The sequence below is a fragment of the Arthrobacter sp. 05T45 genome, from assembly GCF_056395875.1.
Map to the genome: position 1 here is coordinate 1 of NZ_JBFTKI010000005.1, position 16,459 is coordinate 16,459.

15 protein-coding genes are annotated in these 16,459 nt (G+C 68.6%); 3 read left to right on the forward strand and 12 right to left on the reverse strand.

The window, feature by feature from the left end:
- Positions 1 to 497: 497 nt before the first annotated feature.
- The 3 genes from tyrS to AC1DGD_RS07425 form a co-directional block, all read right to left on the reverse strand.
- Positions 498 to 1,811: a tyrosine--tRNA ligase gene (tyrS, locus tag AC1DGD_RS07415; protein ID WP_230007239.1), complete on the reverse strand. Its 1,314-nt coding sequence runs from the start codon at positions 1,809 to 1,811 to the stop codon at positions 498 to 500.
- A gap of 60 nt (positions 1,812 to 1,871) precedes the next feature.
- Positions 1,872 to 4,100 carry a HelD family protein gene (locus AC1DGD_RS07420; RefSeq protein ID WP_476849486.1) on the reverse strand — a complete coding sequence of 743 codons (2,229 nt, stop codon included), beginning with the start codon at positions 4,098 to 4,100 and terminating at the stop codon, positions 1,872 to 1,874.
- Between the two features lie 147 nt (positions 4,101 to 4,247).
- Positions 4,248 to 4,769, reverse strand: a complete 522-nt coding sequence (locus AC1DGD_RS07425; RefSeq protein WP_243181808.1) for an adenine phosphoribosyltransferase — start codon at positions 4,767 to 4,769, stop codon at positions 4,248 to 4,250.
- 187 nt (positions 4,770 to 4,956) lie between these two features.
- On the opposite strand from AC1DGD_RS07425, the gene AC1DGD_RS07430 reads away from it, so the two are divergent.
- Entirely contained in the window at positions 4,957 to 5,583 is a 627-nt protein-coding gene (locus AC1DGD_RS07430) for a GNAT family N-acetyltransferase (RefSeq protein WP_476856399.1), read from the forward strand.
- Here AC1DGD_RS07430 and AC1DGD_RS07435 read toward each other — a convergent pair.
- On the reverse strand, positions 5,580 to 6,227 hold the full coding sequence (locus AC1DGD_RS07435) for a hypothetical protein (protein ID WP_476856400.1): 648 nt from the start codon (positions 6,225 to 6,227) through the stop codon (positions 5,580 to 5,582). The genes AC1DGD_RS07430 and AC1DGD_RS07435 overlap by 4 nt on opposite strands.
- A 73-nt stretch (positions 6,228 to 6,300) precedes the next feature.
- Positions 6,301 to 6,990, reverse strand: coding sequence for a DNA-3-methyladenine glycosylase (locus tag AC1DGD_RS07440; RefSeq protein ID WP_476856401.1), 690 nt, complete (start codon positions 6,988 to 6,990; stop codon positions 6,301 to 6,303).
- Between the two features lie 90 nt (positions 6,991 to 7,080).
- On the opposite strand from AC1DGD_RS07440, the gene AC1DGD_RS07445 reads away from it, so the two are divergent.
- Together AC1DGD_RS07445 and AC1DGD_RS07450 are read left to right on the forward strand one after the other, a co-directional pair.
- Positions 7,081 to 8,616 carry an AlkA N-terminal domain-containing protein gene (locus tag AC1DGD_RS07445; RefSeq protein ID WP_476856402.1) on the forward strand — a complete coding sequence of 512 codons (1,536 nt, stop codon included), beginning with the start codon at positions 7,081 to 7,083 and terminating at the stop codon, positions 8,614 to 8,616.
- The gene (locus tag AC1DGD_RS07450) at positions 8,613 to 9,131 is read left to right on the forward strand and encodes a methylated-DNA--[protein]-cysteine S-methyltransferase (RefSeq protein WP_230010645.1); all 519 of its coding nucleotides are present in this window, start codon (positions 8,613 to 8,615) and stop codon (positions 9,129 to 9,131) included. The genes AC1DGD_RS07445 and AC1DGD_RS07450 overlap by 4 nt, the downstream gene beginning before the upstream one ends.
- A gap of 90 nt (positions 9,132 to 9,221) precedes the next feature.
- On the opposite strand, the gene AC1DGD_RS07455 is transcribed toward AC1DGD_RS07450, so the two are convergent.
- The 7 genes from AC1DGD_RS07455 to AC1DGD_RS07485 form a co-directional block, all read right to left on the reverse strand.
- Positions 9,222 to 9,959, reverse strand: a complete 738-nt coding sequence (locus AC1DGD_RS07455) for a maleylpyruvate isomerase family mycothiol-dependent enzyme (protein WP_476856403.1) — start codon at positions 9,957 to 9,959, stop codon at positions 9,222 to 9,224.
- A 57-nt stretch (positions 9,960 to 10,016) separates the two neighbouring features.
- Positions 10,017 to 10,553 carry a pyridoxine/pyridoxamine 5'-phosphate oxidase gene (locus AC1DGD_RS07460; RefSeq protein WP_476856404.1) on the reverse strand — a complete coding sequence of 179 codons (537 nt, stop codon included), beginning with the start codon at positions 10,551 to 10,553 and terminating at the stop codon, positions 10,017 to 10,019.
- A 193-nt stretch (positions 10,554 to 10,746) separates the two neighbouring features.
- Positions 10,747 to 12,174: an argininosuccinate lyase gene (argH, locus tag AC1DGD_RS07465; RefSeq protein ID WP_476856405.1), complete on the reverse strand. Its 1,428-nt coding sequence runs from the start codon at positions 12,172 to 12,174 to the stop codon at positions 10,747 to 10,749.
- A gap of 5 nt (positions 12,175 to 12,179) precedes the next feature.
- Positions 12,180 to 13,385, reverse strand: a complete 1,206-nt coding sequence (locus tag AC1DGD_RS07470) for an argininosuccinate synthase (RefSeq protein WP_028277269.1) — start codon at positions 13,383 to 13,385, stop codon at positions 12,180 to 12,182.
- 107 nt (positions 13,386 to 13,492) lie between these two features.
- Positions 13,493 to 14,023, reverse strand: a complete 531-nt coding sequence (locus AC1DGD_RS07475) for an arginine repressor (protein ID WP_079551248.1) — start codon at positions 14,021 to 14,023, stop codon at positions 13,493 to 13,495.
- Positions 14,023 to 15,066, reverse strand: coding sequence for an ornithine carbamoyltransferase (gene argF, locus AC1DGD_RS07480; RefSeq protein WP_476856406.1), 1,044 nt, complete (start codon positions 15,064 to 15,066; stop codon positions 14,023 to 14,025). Before argF ends, AC1DGD_RS07475 begins: the two co-directional genes overlap by 1 nt.
- A complete protein-coding gene (locus AC1DGD_RS07485) occupies positions 15,063 to 16,385 on the reverse strand; it encodes an acetylornithine transaminase (RefSeq protein ID WP_476856407.1) in 1,323 nt (440 codons plus the stop codon). Before AC1DGD_RS07485 ends, argF begins: the two co-directional genes overlap by 4 nt.
- Positions 16,386 to 16,459: the final 74 nt, after the last annotated feature.

Consider the following 16,459-nt stretch of genomic DNA (forward strand, 5'->3'; position numbering starts at 1 on the left):
GGATGCACACGCTGCACAAAATTTGAAACCAGCCAAATAACACCAGACCACACCACGGGGTGGCGGGCCCGGCAAATTCAACCAATTCAATACAATAAATTGGTATCAACAAACTTGGCACACTATTGAGTTCTCAAACAACAGACACATTCGAATACTTGCCGAAACAATTCATTTCCATGAATTCTTTATTCCGCTTTTCTTCGCTGCGATGTTTACAGCTTATTTCATTCATTTCCACTTTGCAAATTCGCGATTTTCATCGGAATTTCGCTTTGCGGAGCGAATCCGCCCAGCAGAATTGAAGCAATTTTCATTATGTGCGCCTGGCGCATGAAGAATTGCTTCTCATTTGTGGGGGTTTGTCACCACTCAACGGCGGCAACTCAGAAAACAATACACGCTCCTCCCCGGCCGTGCAAATCGGCCGGGAAGGAGCGTGCAGGTGCGTTTTCGGTACCAGTCAGGATCCGCTACCAGTCAGGATCCCGTGCTGGTCAGGGCGCGGCGACTTCCACTGTTGCCAGGTTCTTCTTGCCCCGGCGCAGAAGCAGGTAGCGCCCGTGCAGCAACTCGCTGGCCGCAATAACGGCGTCCGGGTCAGATACCTTCGCATTGTTGACGTAGGCGCCGCCCTCCCCCACAGTGCGGCGGGCGGCGGACTTGCTCTCAGACAGACCGGAGGCGACCAGCAGCTCGATGATGCCCAGGGCGCCGGCGTCAACCGTGGCGGAGGGCAGCTCGGAGGTCGCCGCCTTCAGTGTCGCTTCGTCCAGTACGGAGAGGTCGCCGTTGCCGAACACCGCGGCGGAAGCCGCAATGACCTTCTCCGTGGCGTCCACGCCATGGACGAGCGAAGTCACCTCGTAGGCCAGCTTTCGCTGGCCCTCGCGGGCGAAAGGCCGTTCGGCGATCGCGAGCTCCAGTTCCTCAATCTCGGCGCGGCTCAAGAAGGTGAACACTTTGAGTCGGTCCGCGACGTCGGCGTCCGCCGTGTTGAGCCAGAACTGGTAGAACGCGTACGGGCTGCACATGGTTGGATCCAGCCAGATCGCGTTGCCCTCGCTCTTGCCGAACTTGGTGCCGTCAGAGTTGGTGATGAGCGGCGTTCCCAGGGCGTGGACGTGCTTGCCCTCAACCTTGCGGATGAGCTCGGTGCCACTGGTGAGGTTGCCCCACTGATCCGAGCCGCCGGTCTGCAGCATGCAACCGTAGTCGCGGAACAACTGAAGGTAGTCCATGCCCTGCAGGATCTGGTAGCTGAACTCCGTGTAGCTGATGCCTTCGTCGGAACTGAGGCGGGAGGCAACGGCGTCCTTGCGGAGCATGGTGCCGACACGGTAGTGCTTGCCGATCTCGCGCAGGAAGTCGATGGCGCTCAGGGGCGCCGTCCAGTCCAGGTTGTTGACCATCCGGGCCGCGTTGTCGCCCTCGAAGCTCAGGAACCGACGGACCTGGGCCTGAAGGTAGCCCACCCACTCGGACACGGTGTCCTTGGTGTTCAGGGTGCGTTCCGCCGTCGGACGCGGATCACCGATCAAGCCCGTGGAGCCGCCCACGAGTCCGAGTGGCTTGTGGCCGGCCAACTGGATCCGGCGCATGAGCAGCAGCTGGACCAGGTTGCCCAGGTGCAGGCTCGGCGCGGTCGGATCGAAGCCGCAGTAATACGTCACGGGGTCGCCGGCGAGGAGCTTTTCGAGCTCCGCCTCATCCGTGGAGACGTGGACAAGGCCGCGCCATTTCAGCTCCTGCCAGATATTGGCAAAGCTGGGATCGTTCTGCTGGGCATCGAGAATATTTAGCTGGGACACGGAATCTAAGTTAGCAGGATCAACCGGGCCGCTGCGCAGGTGACGCCCGCCGGCCCGGGCCTACTCCTCGATGCCTGCCGGGACTCCGGCGGCGGCGATGAGCCGCAGGCGCTGGGTGGGCCGGGTCATGGCCACGTACAGGTCACCCACCCGGCCGTGCTCGTGGTTGAGCATGTCGGTCGGTTCCAGGACCACGACGCCGTCGAATTCCAGCCCCTTCGCCTCGCGGGGACTGATCACCACGATGTCCTGCGCGTAACTCCCGGCGCCCGTCCCGACCCGGTGGCCGTACACGGCCCGCAGTGCCGCGCTGGCCTCGGGGAGAAGGCCGCCGTCGGCGATGACCGCCAGCAGGCCGCCCTCGATGGCGTCCAGTTCCTCCGGAAGCACCTCGACGAGCTTGTTGACGATCTGGCCCTGGCCGACTTTGTCGATGACCGGGGACCAGCGCCCTTCCCGCACGGCCTTGGGCGCCGAAACCACCAGTCCGGCCGCGGTCGCCATGCGGGCTGCGGCCTCGGCGATCTGGGACGGGGTGCGGTAGTTGACGGTCAGCTCCTCGAGCTGCCAGCGGTCGCCGAACATGGGGCCCAGGGCGCTGTGCCAGGAGTTGGCGCCGGCAACAGAACTGGTCTGCGCGATGTCGCCCACGATCGTGAAGGACTTCAGCGGGCAGCGGCGGACCAGCAGCCGCCACTGCATGGGTGACAGCTCCTGCGCTTCGTCCACGACAATGTGCCCGAAGGCCCAGGAACGGTCCGTGGTGGCACGCTCTGCCGCGGTCAGCCGCGTCTCACGCTCCTGGTTCTGGTCCACCAGGTCTTCGGCCGTGACAAGGACGTCCACACCGGCGGTTTCCATGTTGACCAGGGTCTGCTTGGCGTTGGCCAGGTCGCGGGCCCGGTCTTGTTCCTGCTGCGCCAGGCCGCGCCCGGCGGCGGCATCAAGCTCGCCGAGCAATTCGGCAGCCTCGTCCAGCAGCGGAACGTCGGACTCGGTCCAGGGCGAATCGGCCGGGCGGAGCAGCAGCGCGCGTTCTTCCGGGCTGAGGTTCGGGGTGCATGCCTCGAGGATGGCCGGCTTGCTGAGCAGCTCCCCCACGAGTTTCTCCGGGGTCATCGGCATCCAGCACAGGTTCAGGGCGATCCGGACATCCCGGGCCGAGCGGACATCCTCCGCCAGGTACGAGCGGTCGGCGTTGTTGCCGATGTTGCCTGCCTCCACCAGCTCCGTCATCTGCTCGGTCAATTCGCGGAGCAGGATCTTGACGAAGGAGACGCGGGCCTCGTTGTGCGGTTTGCCCGTGGCGCGCGCCCTCTCCTTGGCGCGGCGGACCTGCCTGGGTGTGAGGACCAGTTTGCGGCCGTCCACCTCAAGGGTCCGGTTTCCGGCCGGAATGCGCTGCCGGTTGGCCACGGCGTTGGCGACCACCTCGGCCATGTCGAGCCGGCCCTTGATGGCGGCGACGGCGGAGTCCGGCTCGGCCACGGCGGTGATGCCGGGCATCAGCCGGCCCAGGCTCGCCATGACGACGCCGGTCTCGCCGAGCGAGGGCAGCACGCGTTCGATGTACTTCATGAAGGACGACGTCGGCCCCACCAGCAGGACGCCGGCGCTCTTGAGCCGGTCCCGGTGCGTGTAGAGCAGGTACGCGGCGCGGTGCAGGGCGACAGCGGTCTTGCCCGTGCCCGGGCCACCCTGGACCACGAGGGCGCCGGAGATGGAGGAACGGATGATCCGGTCCTGCTCGGACTGGATGGTGCCGACGATGTCTGACATCCGGCCCGTCCGCTTGGAGTTCAGGGCAGCCAGCAGGGCACCCTCGCCCTGGAGCGAATCGTTGTCGGCGAGCATGCCGGCGTCGAGCACGTCATCCTCGATTGCCTTGACCTCGCGGCCCTGCAGGATCAGGTGGCGGCGGCGGCGGACGCCCTGCCGGTCGAATGCCGTGGCCTGGTAGAAATGGCCGGCCTCGGGCGCACGCCAGTCCACCATGAGCCGCTGCAGGTCCTCGGTGGTCAGGCCGATGCGGCCGATGTACTGGGCCTCCCCGGAATCCAGGTCCAGGCGTCCGAACACGAGCCGGTCATCGACGGCGTCGAGCTGGGCGAGGCGGTCCTCGTAGAGGGCGGCGAAGGCATCACGTTCGGAAACGTTCTGCATGGTGCCCACGGCACCGGCCCGGCGCACCTGGGCCAGCTGGGTGCGCTTCTCCGCCCGCAACTCATCGAGCCGGGCGTAAAGTCCGGCCACATAGTCGCGTTCATGGGCCAAATCAGCGTCGTGCATCGAACGTTCCCCTATCGAAAAAGACAGACCCACCATTCTACAGCCATTTCGGCGGCACGGCTGTTGCATGTCGCCGAACAATGCCAAGGCAGTCTTCGTCAGGGAATTCTACCGACACGTCCCGGATGGTCCAGCCCGGCAGGCCCGCTAGATCCGCAACAGGGACCGGACGTTGTGGCCGGTCAGGGCCGTGCGGCCGCCAAGATCGTCGAGTTCCATGACCACACCGATGCCGGCCACGTGGATCCCGCACCGCTCGAACAGCCGCGCCGCGGCGCCGAGCGTGCCGCCCGTGGCGAGCACGTCGTCGAGGATCAGCACCCGGCTCCCCGGCGCCAGGTCCGTGGTGTGCAGCTCAAGGGTGGCGGTGCCGTACTCCAGGGCGTAGTCCTCGGAGAACACCTCGCGCGGAAGCTTGCCGGCCTTGCGGACCGTGATGACCCCGGTCCCGGTGGCGTAGGCGGCGGCCGCCGCGAGCAGGAAGCCGCGGGCCTCCACTCCGGCGACGGCGTCGAACTGGCCCTGGAAAGGTCCCACCAGGGCATCGACGACGGCCCCGAAGGCGGCGCCGTCGGCGAACACCGGGGTCAGGTCCTTGAAGCTGACCCCGGGTTTGGGATAGTCCGGGATGGTGGCGCACAGGCTCTTGATCAGCTCATCCACCGGCATTGCAGTCGTCGTCTGGTTCGGGTCGCTTTGATTCACCCATCCACCTTACTGGCTGGTAGCGGGAAGCCTCCCGGGCCCCGGCCTCCCGGCCCGCCAGCTCCGCGGCAACCCGCCGGCCATCGAATGTTCACGCTGTCGGTGCCGGATTCGCCGCTCCTGTCCATCCCGCCGGTGATTGAATGCTCGAATGCGACACGAAATCGTCCTCTCCGGCCATGGGATTCGGCTGGTTCCGCTGGCCCCGCACCATGCGGCAGGCCTCTTCGATTTTGTGGACGCCGGCATGTGGGCAGGCATGGCGGCGCCGATGCCGGGGACTGCCCGCGAGCTGGCGGCGCTGTTCCGGTCACGGCTGGAGGATCCCGCCACCATCCCGTTCGCCGTGACGGACGGGCGCACAGGGGCCCTGCTGGGCACGACGTCCCTCCGCGGCTACGTTCCGGACCAGCAACGCCTGGAAATCGGCGGAACATTCTACGGGCGGCAGTTCTGGGGCAGCCACGTCAATCCGGCGAGCAAGCACATGCTCCTCGTCTACGCCTATGAGGTACTGGAAGTGGACCGGGTGGCTTTCCGCTGCGACGCCCGCAACACCCGGAGCGCGACGGCGATCGAACGCCTCGGCGCACAATTCGAGGGGGTCCTCCGCGGCCACCGCGCGGCGCCAGGCGGGGGACGCGCGGACACCGCCGTCTTCTCGATCCTCTCGCAGGAGTGGCCGCACGTGCGCGAGGACCTGCGGCGCCGGCTCGCCCCCTTCGCCGTCGGCGCCGGCTACTCGCTGGGCAGCTTCGCAGCCACCTGGAACCCCTAATGCCCTGCCGCTGGAGGCAAGGCGTCCGGATGAACGGGAGGCCCGGCATCTGGAGGCACGGCATCTTGAGGCACGGAGTCCGGCTCCGGCGGGCGCAGGAGTTCGTTGGCAAGCCCGTAGGAGACGATGTCCAGCGCTTTTCGGAGCGCGCGTTCGGCGTCGAACCGCCCGGCTGCCACGCGGCTCAGCCGGGCGTAGTCCCCGGCCCATCCGGACCGGCGGAACCTGTCGGCGTCACCGTGAAGGAGCCGTCCATAGAGGACGTCCTCGAACAAGTCATGGTCGGCCAGGGCGATGTCGGCCATCAGCGCCTCGCGGTTCCGGATCATCCCGTTGGTGAACATCCCGGCCGCTTCCGCTGCGCCTTGGGCTAGCCGGGAGTCCGCCGAGTAGTTGCACAGGCGCAGCGCCCGCACCACGAGTTTGAGCGAAACGTGTTCTTCGGGAACGATGAATTTGCGCAGCAGGGCCGCGCGGAAGAGCTCAATCCAGTGCCGGCGCTCTGCTTCGACGGAGTCCGCCGCGACCTGCCCGCCGTCGGGGGTGAACAGTTCCACCATCCGGAAGTACTCGGTGGCCAGCTCCGCGAAGATCTGGAGCCGCTCCAGCTCGCTGCCCGGTTTTCCGCGCTTTCCCTCGCCCATACTGCTCCATCATCCCCCACCGCACGTGCCGGCATCAGGGCGCGGGAACGGGGCGCACACAGTGCCCGCTACCTCACGCGCCGCGGGCGCTTGGCGCCTTTGCCGGCTTTGCCGCCTTGTAGCGGGAGACGGTCGGGTCGCCGCTGAGCCAGAACCGCCAGGGGTACTCGTGGCTGCCGCCGTCGCCGGAGACGCCGACGCGCGGACCGGAGCTGATGCCCGCGGCGACCCCCTCCGGCGGGTACGCGGCCGGTTCCAGCCGGAACGGCGGCGCGAGGGCATCCCGCCCGCTGTCCGCCGTCGTCAGTCCCAGCGCGGTGGCCAGCCGGGCAGGCCCGCTCGCGAGGTCGACATCCGATTTCGACGTCGGCCGTCTGGCCCTCGCCAGCTCATGTCCCGCGACCACTTCGCCGGCCCGCAGCAGGAGCGCCGATGCCACGCCCTCGGGCCCGCACACGATATTGGCGCAATGGTGCATCCCGTACGTGAAATACACGTAGAGGTGGCCGGCCGGGCCGAACATCGGGGCGTTGCGGGCCGTTTGGCCGCGAAAGGTGTGGGACCCGGGGTCAGGGTGGTGCGAATCATGCGGGCCCAGGTATGCCTCCACTTCGGTAATGCGAACCGAGACGGATCCGCCGGGCCCGTCGTGCGTCAGCACCGCGCCGAGGATCAGCGGCGCCACGTGCCGGGCATCGGCCGAGAGCAGCTCGCGGACGGTCTCGGCCGTGCCGGACTCGGCAGGAAGCGGGCTGGAAGTCATGCTCAGACTTTAACAAACATCGCCGAAGGAGAGGACGGCCGTGTCCGAATTCCGCTAGCAGCTGCTCCGCGAAGCTGGCAGGATGGGGTGATGGACTTCTGGCAGCGCTACCGGGCAATCGATGCCCGGGACACCCGATTCGACGGGCAGTTCTACACAGCTGTCCGGACCACCGGCATCTATTGCCGGCCCTCGTGCCCCGCGCGGACGCCCAAGGCGGACAATGTCACGTTCTATGAAACGTCCGCCGCGGCGCACGACGCCGGCTACCGTGCGTGCAAACGCTGCCTGCCCGAGGCCGTGCCGGGTACGCCGGCCTGGAACGTGCGCTCCGATATCGCCGGCCGGGCCATGCGGCTCATCAATGACGGCGTGATCAACCGCGACGGCGTCGAGGGGCTCGCGGCCCGGCTCGGATACTCCTCGCGCCAGCTCAATCGGATCCTCAGCCACGAACTCGGCGCCGGCCCGCTGTCCCTGGCACGGGCGAGCCGCGCCCAGACCGCCCGCACCCTGCTGGTCTCCACCGCCATGAAAGTCTCGGACATCGCCTTCGCCGCCGGATTCAGCAGCGTGCGCCAGTTCAACGAGACCATCGGCGAGGTCTTTGCGATGACGCCTTCCGCGCTCCGGGCCACAGCCAGGCATCACCGCTCCCCCGCGGCGACCACAGCGCTCACACTCAACCTTCCGTACCGCGAACCGTTCGACCCGGGCGTCTTTGATTTTTTGGCAGTCCGCGCCATCCCCGGGATCGAGGAAGGTACCTCCACTTCCTACGCCCGGACCCTGCGGCTGACGCACGGCGATGCCCGCTTCCGGGTGGATTACGACGCCGGCGCGCCCGGGCGTCCGCTCGTGCTGACCATCGGCGCCGTCGACCTCCGGGATCTGGCCGCCCTGCTGAGCAGGGTCCGCCGGCTGCTGGACCTGGACGCCGATCCGGTCGCCATCGATGCCGCCCTCGAGGCCGACTCCCGGCTGGCCGCCGCGGTGGCGCGCACGCCGGGCATGCGGATGCCCGGCGCCGTTGATCCGCAGGAGCTGCTGATCCGGGCGATGATCGGCCAACAGATCACCGTGGCCGCCGCGCGGACCGCCCTGGTCCAGCTTTCCGCGGTCGGGAGCGCGAGCCTGGTGCCCGACGACGGCCTCCACCGGCTGTTCCCGACGGCCGAGCAGATCGCCGGGACCGGCTTCGAACTGCTCCGAGGCCCGCAGCGGCGGATCGATGCTGTCCGGGGCGCCGCGTCGGCGATGGCCTCGGGCGACCTCGACTTCGGCTACGGCGATGACGTGCAGGGGCTGGAGGCCAAACTCCTGCCCCTGGCCGGCGTCGGGCCGTGGACCGTGGGATACGTCGCGATGCGGGTCATCGGCGCGCCGGATGTGTTCCTGGCCAACGACGCCGCGGTCCGCAACGGCATCCGTTCACTCGCCGAGACCCCCGACGGCGCCACCCTTACCCCGGATTTCCGGGAGGTCAGCCCCTGGCGCTCCTACGCCACCATGCACCTGTGGCGCGCAGCAGCGGCTGCCCAGGCCGCGGCGCGCAAGCCGTCCCTGCCGCCGAGGCAGGCTCCAACGCAGAACCACAAGCAGACTCCGAAGGAAGCGAAACCATGAAAGCCCAGCTGTTGACCATGTCCACCCCGGACGGTCCGTTCACCATCATTGCCCGGGACGGGGCTGTCTTGTCGTCGGGCTGGACCGCCGTTCCCGGCGAGCTGACCGGCCAGATCCACGCTGACCTGCTTCCGGCCGAATTCGAGACCGTCACCGGGCTCGGCGGGATCTCCGAAGCCGTGGAGGCGTTCTATGCCGGCGATCCGGAGCCGGCCATGGGGGTGCCGGTGCTGCAGAAGTCCGGTCCGTTCCGCAGTCATGCCTGGGACGTGCTGCGCACGGTCGCGCCGGGGCGCCCGGTGACCTACACGGAGTACGCGGAGCTGTCCGGCAACGCCAAGGCCGTCCGGGCGGCGGCCAGTGCCTGTGCCTTCAACGCGGCGGCACTGTTTGTTCCCTGCCACCGCGTCATCCGCACCGACGGGACCCTGGGCGGCTTCCGCTGGGGGCTGGCCGTCAAGGGCAGCCTGTTGGACCGGGAGCGCGAAGCAGCCCTCGCGACGGCACGGGCCTAGGCCCTATTCCATAGCCTGCCGGGCCCGGGCGTGCTCAGTTGTGGACGGGCGCACCGTGTGCGAGGGACGGCCTGCGTGGCCCGGGCGGGCTCAGTTGTTGACCGGAACGCCGGCAGGCCAGGGCAGCAGCTTCGGAAGGTCGACGCCGTCGGCCGCGGCGGTGGCGCGCAGGCTGCCGAGGGTGGGGTTGCGGCCGGCGAGCCACGCGGCGATGTCCGTGAGCATGCCGTTGATCACGGTTGAGGTTCCGCCGCTCCCGATGGCCACCGCGGGCAGGCCAAGCGGCTGCAGCACGAAGCGCTGGCCCTCGGGTACCCGCGCGGAGAGGAAATCGAAAAGGTGCCCGCAGAACGGGCGGCTCCAGGTTTCCGGTCCGTGGCCGGTGCCGAGGTCGGCGGCATGGATGACGAGTTCGCGCCACAGTGCCAGGCCGCCGTCGAACACGACTCCCCCGCGGTAGGTGATGGGCTCACGCCAGCCGGCCGCGTCGAGGGAGTCGAAGGCGCGCAAGGCCCGGTCCAACGCCGCGTCGAGGTCGGCCCGGTGCTGCGCGAGGCTGTGGCCGGCCGCCATCTCGATGGCGCGGTTGCGCCCCTCGAAGCCGCCGTCATAGAGTTCGACGCCCTCGCCGCGGGCGGCATATTCGAGCTGCCGGGCCATCGCGTTGGCAATCCCGCAGATGTGGGCCAGCACGTGGCCGCGGCTCCAGCCGGGCAGTTCCGACGGCGCTTTGATGTCCTGTTCCGTCAGTTTGGCGGCGATTCCGGCCACGACTCCGGCGGCGCGGTGCAGTTCTGCCCGAAGGTTCTCTGGTGTGATTGAGGTCATGGCGCCCATCCTAAACCGAGCCACCCGATTAAGTCGGATTAACTGAGCGATGCCCGGTCAGCGGGGCGCGTAGCGGTGCCGGATGTGCCGGCGGTCGTGCCGGGCCTGCCAGAATTCGATTTCGCGCGGCCGGAGGGCGTAGAGCTGCCAGTCTGTGTTTTCATTGTTTGCATTTTCGCTGCCGTCGGCGCCGGGCCGGGCCCGCCAGTCGGCGGCCGAGGCTTCCGCGGACAGCTCCACGACGTCCCCGGCCACGCGGACCTGGCGGCCCTGCTGTTGCCAGAAGAAGTTCAGCGCCGCATGCGGGTTGGCCGTGAGTTCCTTGCCCTTGCGGGATTCCTTGGAGGTTGCGAAGTGCCAGCCGTCGGCGTCGATGTCCTTCAGGATCAGCATCCGCGACGACGGCCGGCCGTGCTCATCGGCGGTGGCCAGGCTGCACGCGTTGGGCTGGGGCACCCCGGCCGCCAGGGCCTCGTCCAGCCACAGCCGGAACAGCTCCGCGGGGTCCGCGGGCGCCGCCGCAGGGTCGAAGTCCGGGAGCACTTCCGGGAAGTCGGGCAGGGCACGCAGCAGTTGGCGGAACGATTCGCTCATGTCGCAATGCTAGCGGGGAGTTTTCGGCGGCAAACGCACAACGCTCCCTCACTTTTGGCAAGAAATCCGCCGACGCTCCTGCAGGCAATGCAGGAGCGTCGGCCGAGACGCTGCCGGAACTCTCCACCGGCACCCTAGCCTCGCAAGCTCGGCCAGGGAACCCTGCCCGCGTGGCCCCTCTCGCGTGTGCTAACTAGCCCGCGTACTCGCGCGCACCGGCGAGCTCGCCCTCGAGGGCCAGCAGCTGGCGTTCGACGGCGGCCGGTGCGGTGCCGCCCTGCGAGTTCCGGCTGTTGAGCGAACCCTCGGTGGACAGGACCGTGCGGACCTCCGGCGTCAGGTGTTCCGAGATGGCGGCGTATTCCTCGTCCGTGAGGTCCCAGAGCTCGACGCCGCGGCTTTCGGCCTGTTTGACCGCGGCGCCGGAGAGCTCGTGTGCCTCGCGGAACGGCACACCCTGGCGGACCAGCCATTCGGCGATGTCCGTCGCCAGGGCGAAACCCTGGGGAGCCAGCGCTTCCATCCGCTCGGTGTTGAACTTCAGCGTCGCGATCATCCCGGAGACTGCCGGGAGCAGGACTTCCAGGGTGTCGGCGGCGTCGAAGACCGGTTCCTTGTCCTCCTGCAGGTCGCGGTTGTACGCGAGCGGCAGGCCCTTCAGGGTGGCCAGCAGCCCGGTCAGGTTGCCGATCAACCGGCCGGCCTTGCCGCGAGCGAGTTCGGCCACGTCCGGGTTCTTCTTCTGCGGCATGATCGAGGAGCCTGTGGAGTAGGAATCGTGCAGGGTGACGAAGGAGAATTCCTTCGTGGCCCACAGGATCACTTCCTCCGAGACCCGGGACAGGTCCACGCCGATCATGGCCGTGATCCAGGCGAACTCGGCGAAGACGTCGCGGGAGGCGGTGCCGTCGATCGAGTTGTGCGTCGCCGAGAAGAAGCCCAGGTCCGCGGCGACGGCCTCGGGGTCCAGGCCGAGCGAGGAGCCCGCCAGGGCACCGGAGCCGTAGGGCGAAACCCCGGCGCGCTTATCCCAGTCGGCCAGCCGCTGCACATCGCGCAGCAGCGCCCATGCGTGGGCCAGCAGGTGGTGGCTGAGCAGTACCGGCTGGGCGTGCTGCAGGTGGGTGCGGCCGGGCATGGCCACGCCCTTGTGCGCCTTGGCCTGGTCCACGAGAGCGTCAATCGTGGCGAGCACGCCGCGGGCGATGATCCGGGCGTGGTCGCGCAGGAACATCCGTCCCAGGGTGGCCACCTGGTCGTTGCGGGACCGGCCGGCGCGGAGCTTGCCGCCAAGCTGGGTACCGGCGCGCTCGATCAGGCCACGCTCGAGCGAACCGTGCACGTCCTCATCGGACTCGGCCGGCAGGTAGGCGCCGGAGGCGACGTCCTCATCCAGCTGTGTCAGGGCGGCCAGCATGCCGTCCAGTTCGGCGTCGTCCAGCAGCCCGGCCTTGTGCAGCACGCGGGCGTGCGCCTTGGACCCGGCGATGTCGTAGCGGGCCAGCCGCCAGTCGAAGTGCGTGGACTTGCTCAGCGCGGCGAGGGCGTCCGCCGGGCCGCCGGCGAACCGGCCGCCCCACAGCGCTCCCGTATTTGTAGCCTCAGACTTTTGCTCAGCCACAGGGGCTACTCTCCTGCGACGCGGATGTCGCGGCCGGAGGCAACCTTGGCGGACATGCCCCACAGCTCGATGAAGCCGCGCGCCATCGACTGGTCGAACGTGTCGCCGGTGTCGTACGTGGCAAGGTCGAAGTCGTAGAGCGAGGTCTCGGAGCGGCGTCCGTTGACGATCGCCTGGCCGCCGTGCAGCACCATGCGGATGTCGCCGGAGACGTATTTCTGGGTGTCCTCGATGAAGGCGTCGAGGGAGCGCTTGAGCGGCGAGAACCACTGGCCGTCGTAGACCAGCTCGGCCCAGCGCTGGCCGACGGTCGCCTTGAAGCGGGCCTGCTCGCGCTCGATCGTGATGTCTTCGAGGTGCTTGTGCGCGGTGATGAGCGCCATGGCGCCCGGTGCCTCGTAGATCTCGCGGGACTTGATGCCCACGAGGCGGTCCTCGACGACGTCGATCCGGCCCACGCCCTGGGCACCGGCGCGGCGGTTGAGTTCCTTGATGGCCTGCAGCGGGGTGACCTTGACGCCGTCGATCGCGACCGGCACGCCGGCTTCGAAGGAGATGGTGACCTCATCCGGTGCCGGCGGGAATTCCGGGGTGGCGGTGTAGTCGTAGATGTCCTTGGTGGGGGCGTTCCAGATGTCCTCGAGGTAGCCGGTTTCGACGGCGCGGCCCCAGACGTTCTGGTCGATCGAGTACGGGTTCTTTTTGGTGGTCTCGATCGGCAGTCCCTTTTCCTCGGCGAAGGCGATGGCCTTGTCGCGGGTCAGGGCGAGATCACGGACCGGGGCGATGCACTTCAGGTCCGGGCCCAGGGTCTGGATGCCGACTTCGAAGCGGACCTGGTCGTTGCCCTTGCCGGTGCAGCCGTGGGCGACGGTGGTGGCGCCGAATTCGCGGGCGGCCTTGACCAGGTGCTTGACGATCACCGGGCGGGAGATGGCGGAGACCAGCGGGTAGTGGCCCTGGTAGAGGGCGTTGGCCTTCAGCGTGGGCACGCAGTACTCGTTGGCGAACTCGTCGCTGGCGTCGGCGACGTAGGCCTCGACGGCGCCGCAGCCCAGCGCGCGCTGGCGGATGGTCTCCAGCGATTCTCCGCCCTGTCCGACGTCGACCGCCACGGCGATGACCTCGGCGCCGGTGGCTTCACCGATCCAGCCGATGGCTACGGAAGTATCCAGGCCACCGGAGTAGGCCAGAACAATACGCTCAGTCACGGAAATGCTCCTTAGTTGTTTGGTGATGCATTAAGTATGGGAAAAGCTCTGTTGCAAGCCTGTCACACACCCGGGTGCCCGGTCCTGTGAAGGGCTCATGGTGTGGCTTATTGGCCGGCTTCCTCGGCGAACTGCAGGAAGCGTGCGGCGATGTCCGCGCCGCCCAGGGGGTCCCGGGTGACAAGCAGGACGGTGTCGTCCCCAGCGATGGTGCCCAGGATCGAGGGCATTACGGAGTGGTCGATGGCGAGGGCCAGGAAGTTCGCGGCGCCCGGCGGGGTCCGAAGCACCACGAGGTTGGCGGAGGCCTCGGCGGTGACGAGCAGTTCCCCGCACAACCGGGTCAGCCGGGCGTCGAGGATTTCCTGCGTGACGCCGCTCTTGGCCGCCCGTTCGCCGCCCTCCCCCGGGACGGCGTAGACCAGCACGCCGTCCTTGCCGCGGACCCGGACGGCGCCGAGTTCCACGAGGTCTCGTGACAGCGTGGCCTGGGTGACCTGGACGCCGTCGTCCGCGAGCAGCGCCGCGAGCTCGGCCTGGGAACGGACAGATTCGCCCGTGAGAATCGCCGTGATCCGCGCCTGCCGGGCTGTCTTGGTGGCCGGGCTGGCCCCAGGAGAGGCTGGCTGGACGGACATCAGGCCGGTCCGCCCACCGGTGCCGGCCCATCGAGTGGCGCGAGCCCACCGACTGGCGCCAGACCGTCAACCACTGCCAGACCGGAGCGGTGCATGAGCCAGGCCATGAGTGCCTTCTGCGCGTGCAGCCGGTTTTCGGCCTCGTCCCAGACCACCGACTGCGGGCCGTCAATGACGTCCGCGGCGATCTCGTAGCCCCGGTAGGCCGGGAGGCAGTGCAGCACGACGGCGTCCGGCGCCGCGAGCTTCATCGCGTCGGCATCCACGGAATAGGCGCGGAACAGCTTCATCCGCGCTTCCTTCTCCGCCTCCTGGCCCATGGACACCCACGTGTCGGTCGCGACGACGTCGGCGCCCAGGAGCGCTTCGGCGGGGTCCACCGTCACCAGCACCGAGCCGCCGGTCTCCGCGGCACGGTCCTCGGCGGCGGCGATGATCTCCGGCGACGGCAGGTAGCCCTCCGGTCCGGCGATGCGGACGTTCATGCCCGCCGTCACGCCGGCCAGCAGGTAGGAGTTGGCCATGTTGTTGGCCGAGTCGCCCAGGTAGGCCATGGTCAGGCCCTGGAGCGAGCCCTTGTGCTCCTTGACGGTCAGCAGATCGGCCAGGAGCTGGCATGGGTGGTAGTCATCGCACAGGGCGTTGATGACCGGAACGCGGGAGTTCTCGGCCATGGCGACGAGCCCGGCATGCGCGCCGGTGCGCCACACAATGGTGGAGACCATGCGTTCGAGCACCTTGGCAGTGTCCTCGACCGATTCTTTGTGCCCGATCTGCGCCTCGCCGGGGTTGATGATGAGCGCGTTGCCGCCCATGTCCGCGATGCCGGTGGCGAAGGAGACCCTGGTCCGGGTGGAGGTCTTGTCGAAGATGACGGCCACCGTCCGGCGGCCGTTGCCGTCTGCGGCGAAGGGCTGCACGCTGTAGGGCGCGGCCTTCATCCGGACGGCGAGCTCGAGGACCTCGGTCTGCTCGGCCGGGCTGAGGTCCGTGTCCTTGAGGAAGTGGCGGGTGGGCACTGAGGCGGTCACGGCGGCGGTCACTTGGCGTCCTTTGCAGCGTTGGTCTTGGCGGTCTCGAGCAATGCGGGCAGGGCGGCCAGGAAAAGGTCTGCCTGCTCGGTGGTCAGGATCAGCGGGGGCGCCAGCCGGATGGTGCGCGGGCCCGGGCTGTTGACGATGAACCCGGCGTCGAGGCCGGCGGCCACGACGCCCGGGGCGACGTCGGCGTCGAGGTCGAAGCCGATCAGCAGCCCCTCGCCGCGGACCTCGGTCACGCCGGCGATTCCGGCGAGGCGGGCGCGCAGATGCTCCCCCAGGTTCCGGACGTGGGCCAGGATGTCCTGGTTTTCCAGGACGTGCAGGGTGGCGAGGGCGGCGGCGGTGGCCACCGGGTTGCCGCCGAAGGTCGTCCCGTGCTGGCCGGCGGTCAGCAGAGCAGACGTTTCCGGGCCGAACGTGACGAGCGCGCCGACCGGGAAGCCGCCGCCCAGGCCCTTGGCGAGGGTCACGGCGTCGGGCACGATGCCGGCGTCCTCGCTGGCCAGCCACTTGCCGGTGCGGCCGATGCCGGTCTGGACCTCGTCGAGGATCAGCAGGGCGCCGGCCGCGCTCGTGGCCTCGCGGGCCGCCTTGAGGTAGCCGGCAGGCAGCGGCCGGACGCCGGCCTCGCCCTGGATCGGTTCGAGGAAGACGGCAGCGGTGGTCTCATCAATGGCGGCGCGGAGGGCCTCGATGTCACCAAACGGGACATGCACGACGCCGCCGGGCAGCGGCGCGAACGGCGCCCGGTACGCCTCTTTGGCGGTGAGCGCGAGGGCGCCCATGGTGCGCCCGTGGAAGGCGCCTTCGAGCGCGATGATCTTGGTGCGCGGTTTCGGTGTTTTTTCCGCGACAGTATTCTCCGCGGCCGCGGACTGGCTGGCGCCACTGTTACGGCGCGCCAGCTTGAAGGCCGCCTCGACGGCTTCGGTGCCGGAGTTGGCGAAGAACACCTTGGAGCCGGCCGGGGCCTTGGACAGTTCCAGCAGCTTCTCGGCCAGGGCGATCTGGGTGGGGCTCGTGAAGAAGTTCGAGACATGGCCCAGGGTGGCCAGCTGGCTGGAGATCACCGAGGTCACGAACGGGTGGGCGTGGCCGAGGGCGTTCACCGCGATGCCGCCGAGCAGGTCCAGGTATTCCTTGCCGTCGGCGTCCCACACGAGGCAGCCGGCGCCGCGGACCAGGACCCGCTGCGGGGTGCCGAAGACGCCCAGCAGCGAGGACGAGTAGCGGGACAGCCACTGCGCGCCACTGGTTTGACCAACGAGCGCGGTCGCGGCGGCCTCCGCAGCGATGGGGGCCCCGCCCGTCCCCGGACTCACCCCCTCCTCGCCAGCTCGGACGGGGACCCCGGAGGCCGTGGGCCCACCGCGGTGCCCGACCACACCCGGCCCCC

Bases quoted from the DNA above. Each gene is read 5' to 3' on its own strand.
- AC1DGD_RS07425 (WP_243181808.1), bottom strand. From the start codon at position 4,769: ATGCCGGTGGATGAGCTGATCAAGAGCCTGTGCGCCACCATCCCGGAC.
- AC1DGD_RS07450 (WP_230010645.1), top strand. From the start codon at position 8,613: ATGAAAGCCCAGCTGTTGACCATGTCCACCCCGGACGGTCCGTTCACC.
- AC1DGD_RS07445 (WP_476856402.1), top strand. From the start codon at position 7,081: ATGGACTTCTGGCAGCGCTACCGGGCAATCGATGCCCGGGACACCCGA.
- AC1DGD_RS07460 (WP_476856404.1), bottom strand. From the start codon at position 10,553: ATGAGCGAATCGTTCCGCCAACTGCTGCGTGCCCTGCCCGACTTCCCG.
- AC1DGD_RS07440 (WP_476856401.1), bottom strand. From the start codon at position 6,990: ATGACTTCCAGCCCGCTTCCTGCCGAGTCCGGCACGGCCGAGACCGTC.
- AC1DGD_RS07435 (WP_476856400.1), bottom strand. From the start codon at position 6,227: ATGGGCGAGGGAAAGCGCGGAAAACCGGGCAGCGAGCTGGAGCGGCTC.
- AC1DGD_RS07420 (WP_476849486.1), bottom strand. From the start codon at position 4,100: ATGCACGACGCTGATTTGGCCCATGAACGCGACTATGTGGCCGGACTT.
- AC1DGD_RS07455 (WP_476856403.1), bottom strand. From the start codon at position 9,959: ATGACCTCAATCACACCAGAGAACCTTCGGGCAGAACTGCACCGCGCC.
- AC1DGD_RS07475 (WP_079551248.1), bottom strand. From the start codon at position 14,023: ATGTCCGTCCAGCCAGCCTCTCCTGGGGCCAGCCCGGCCACCAAGACA.
- AC1DGD_RS07430 (WP_476856399.1), top strand. From the start codon at position 4,957: ATGCGACACGAAATCGTCCTCTCCGGCCATGGGATTCGGCTGGTTCCG.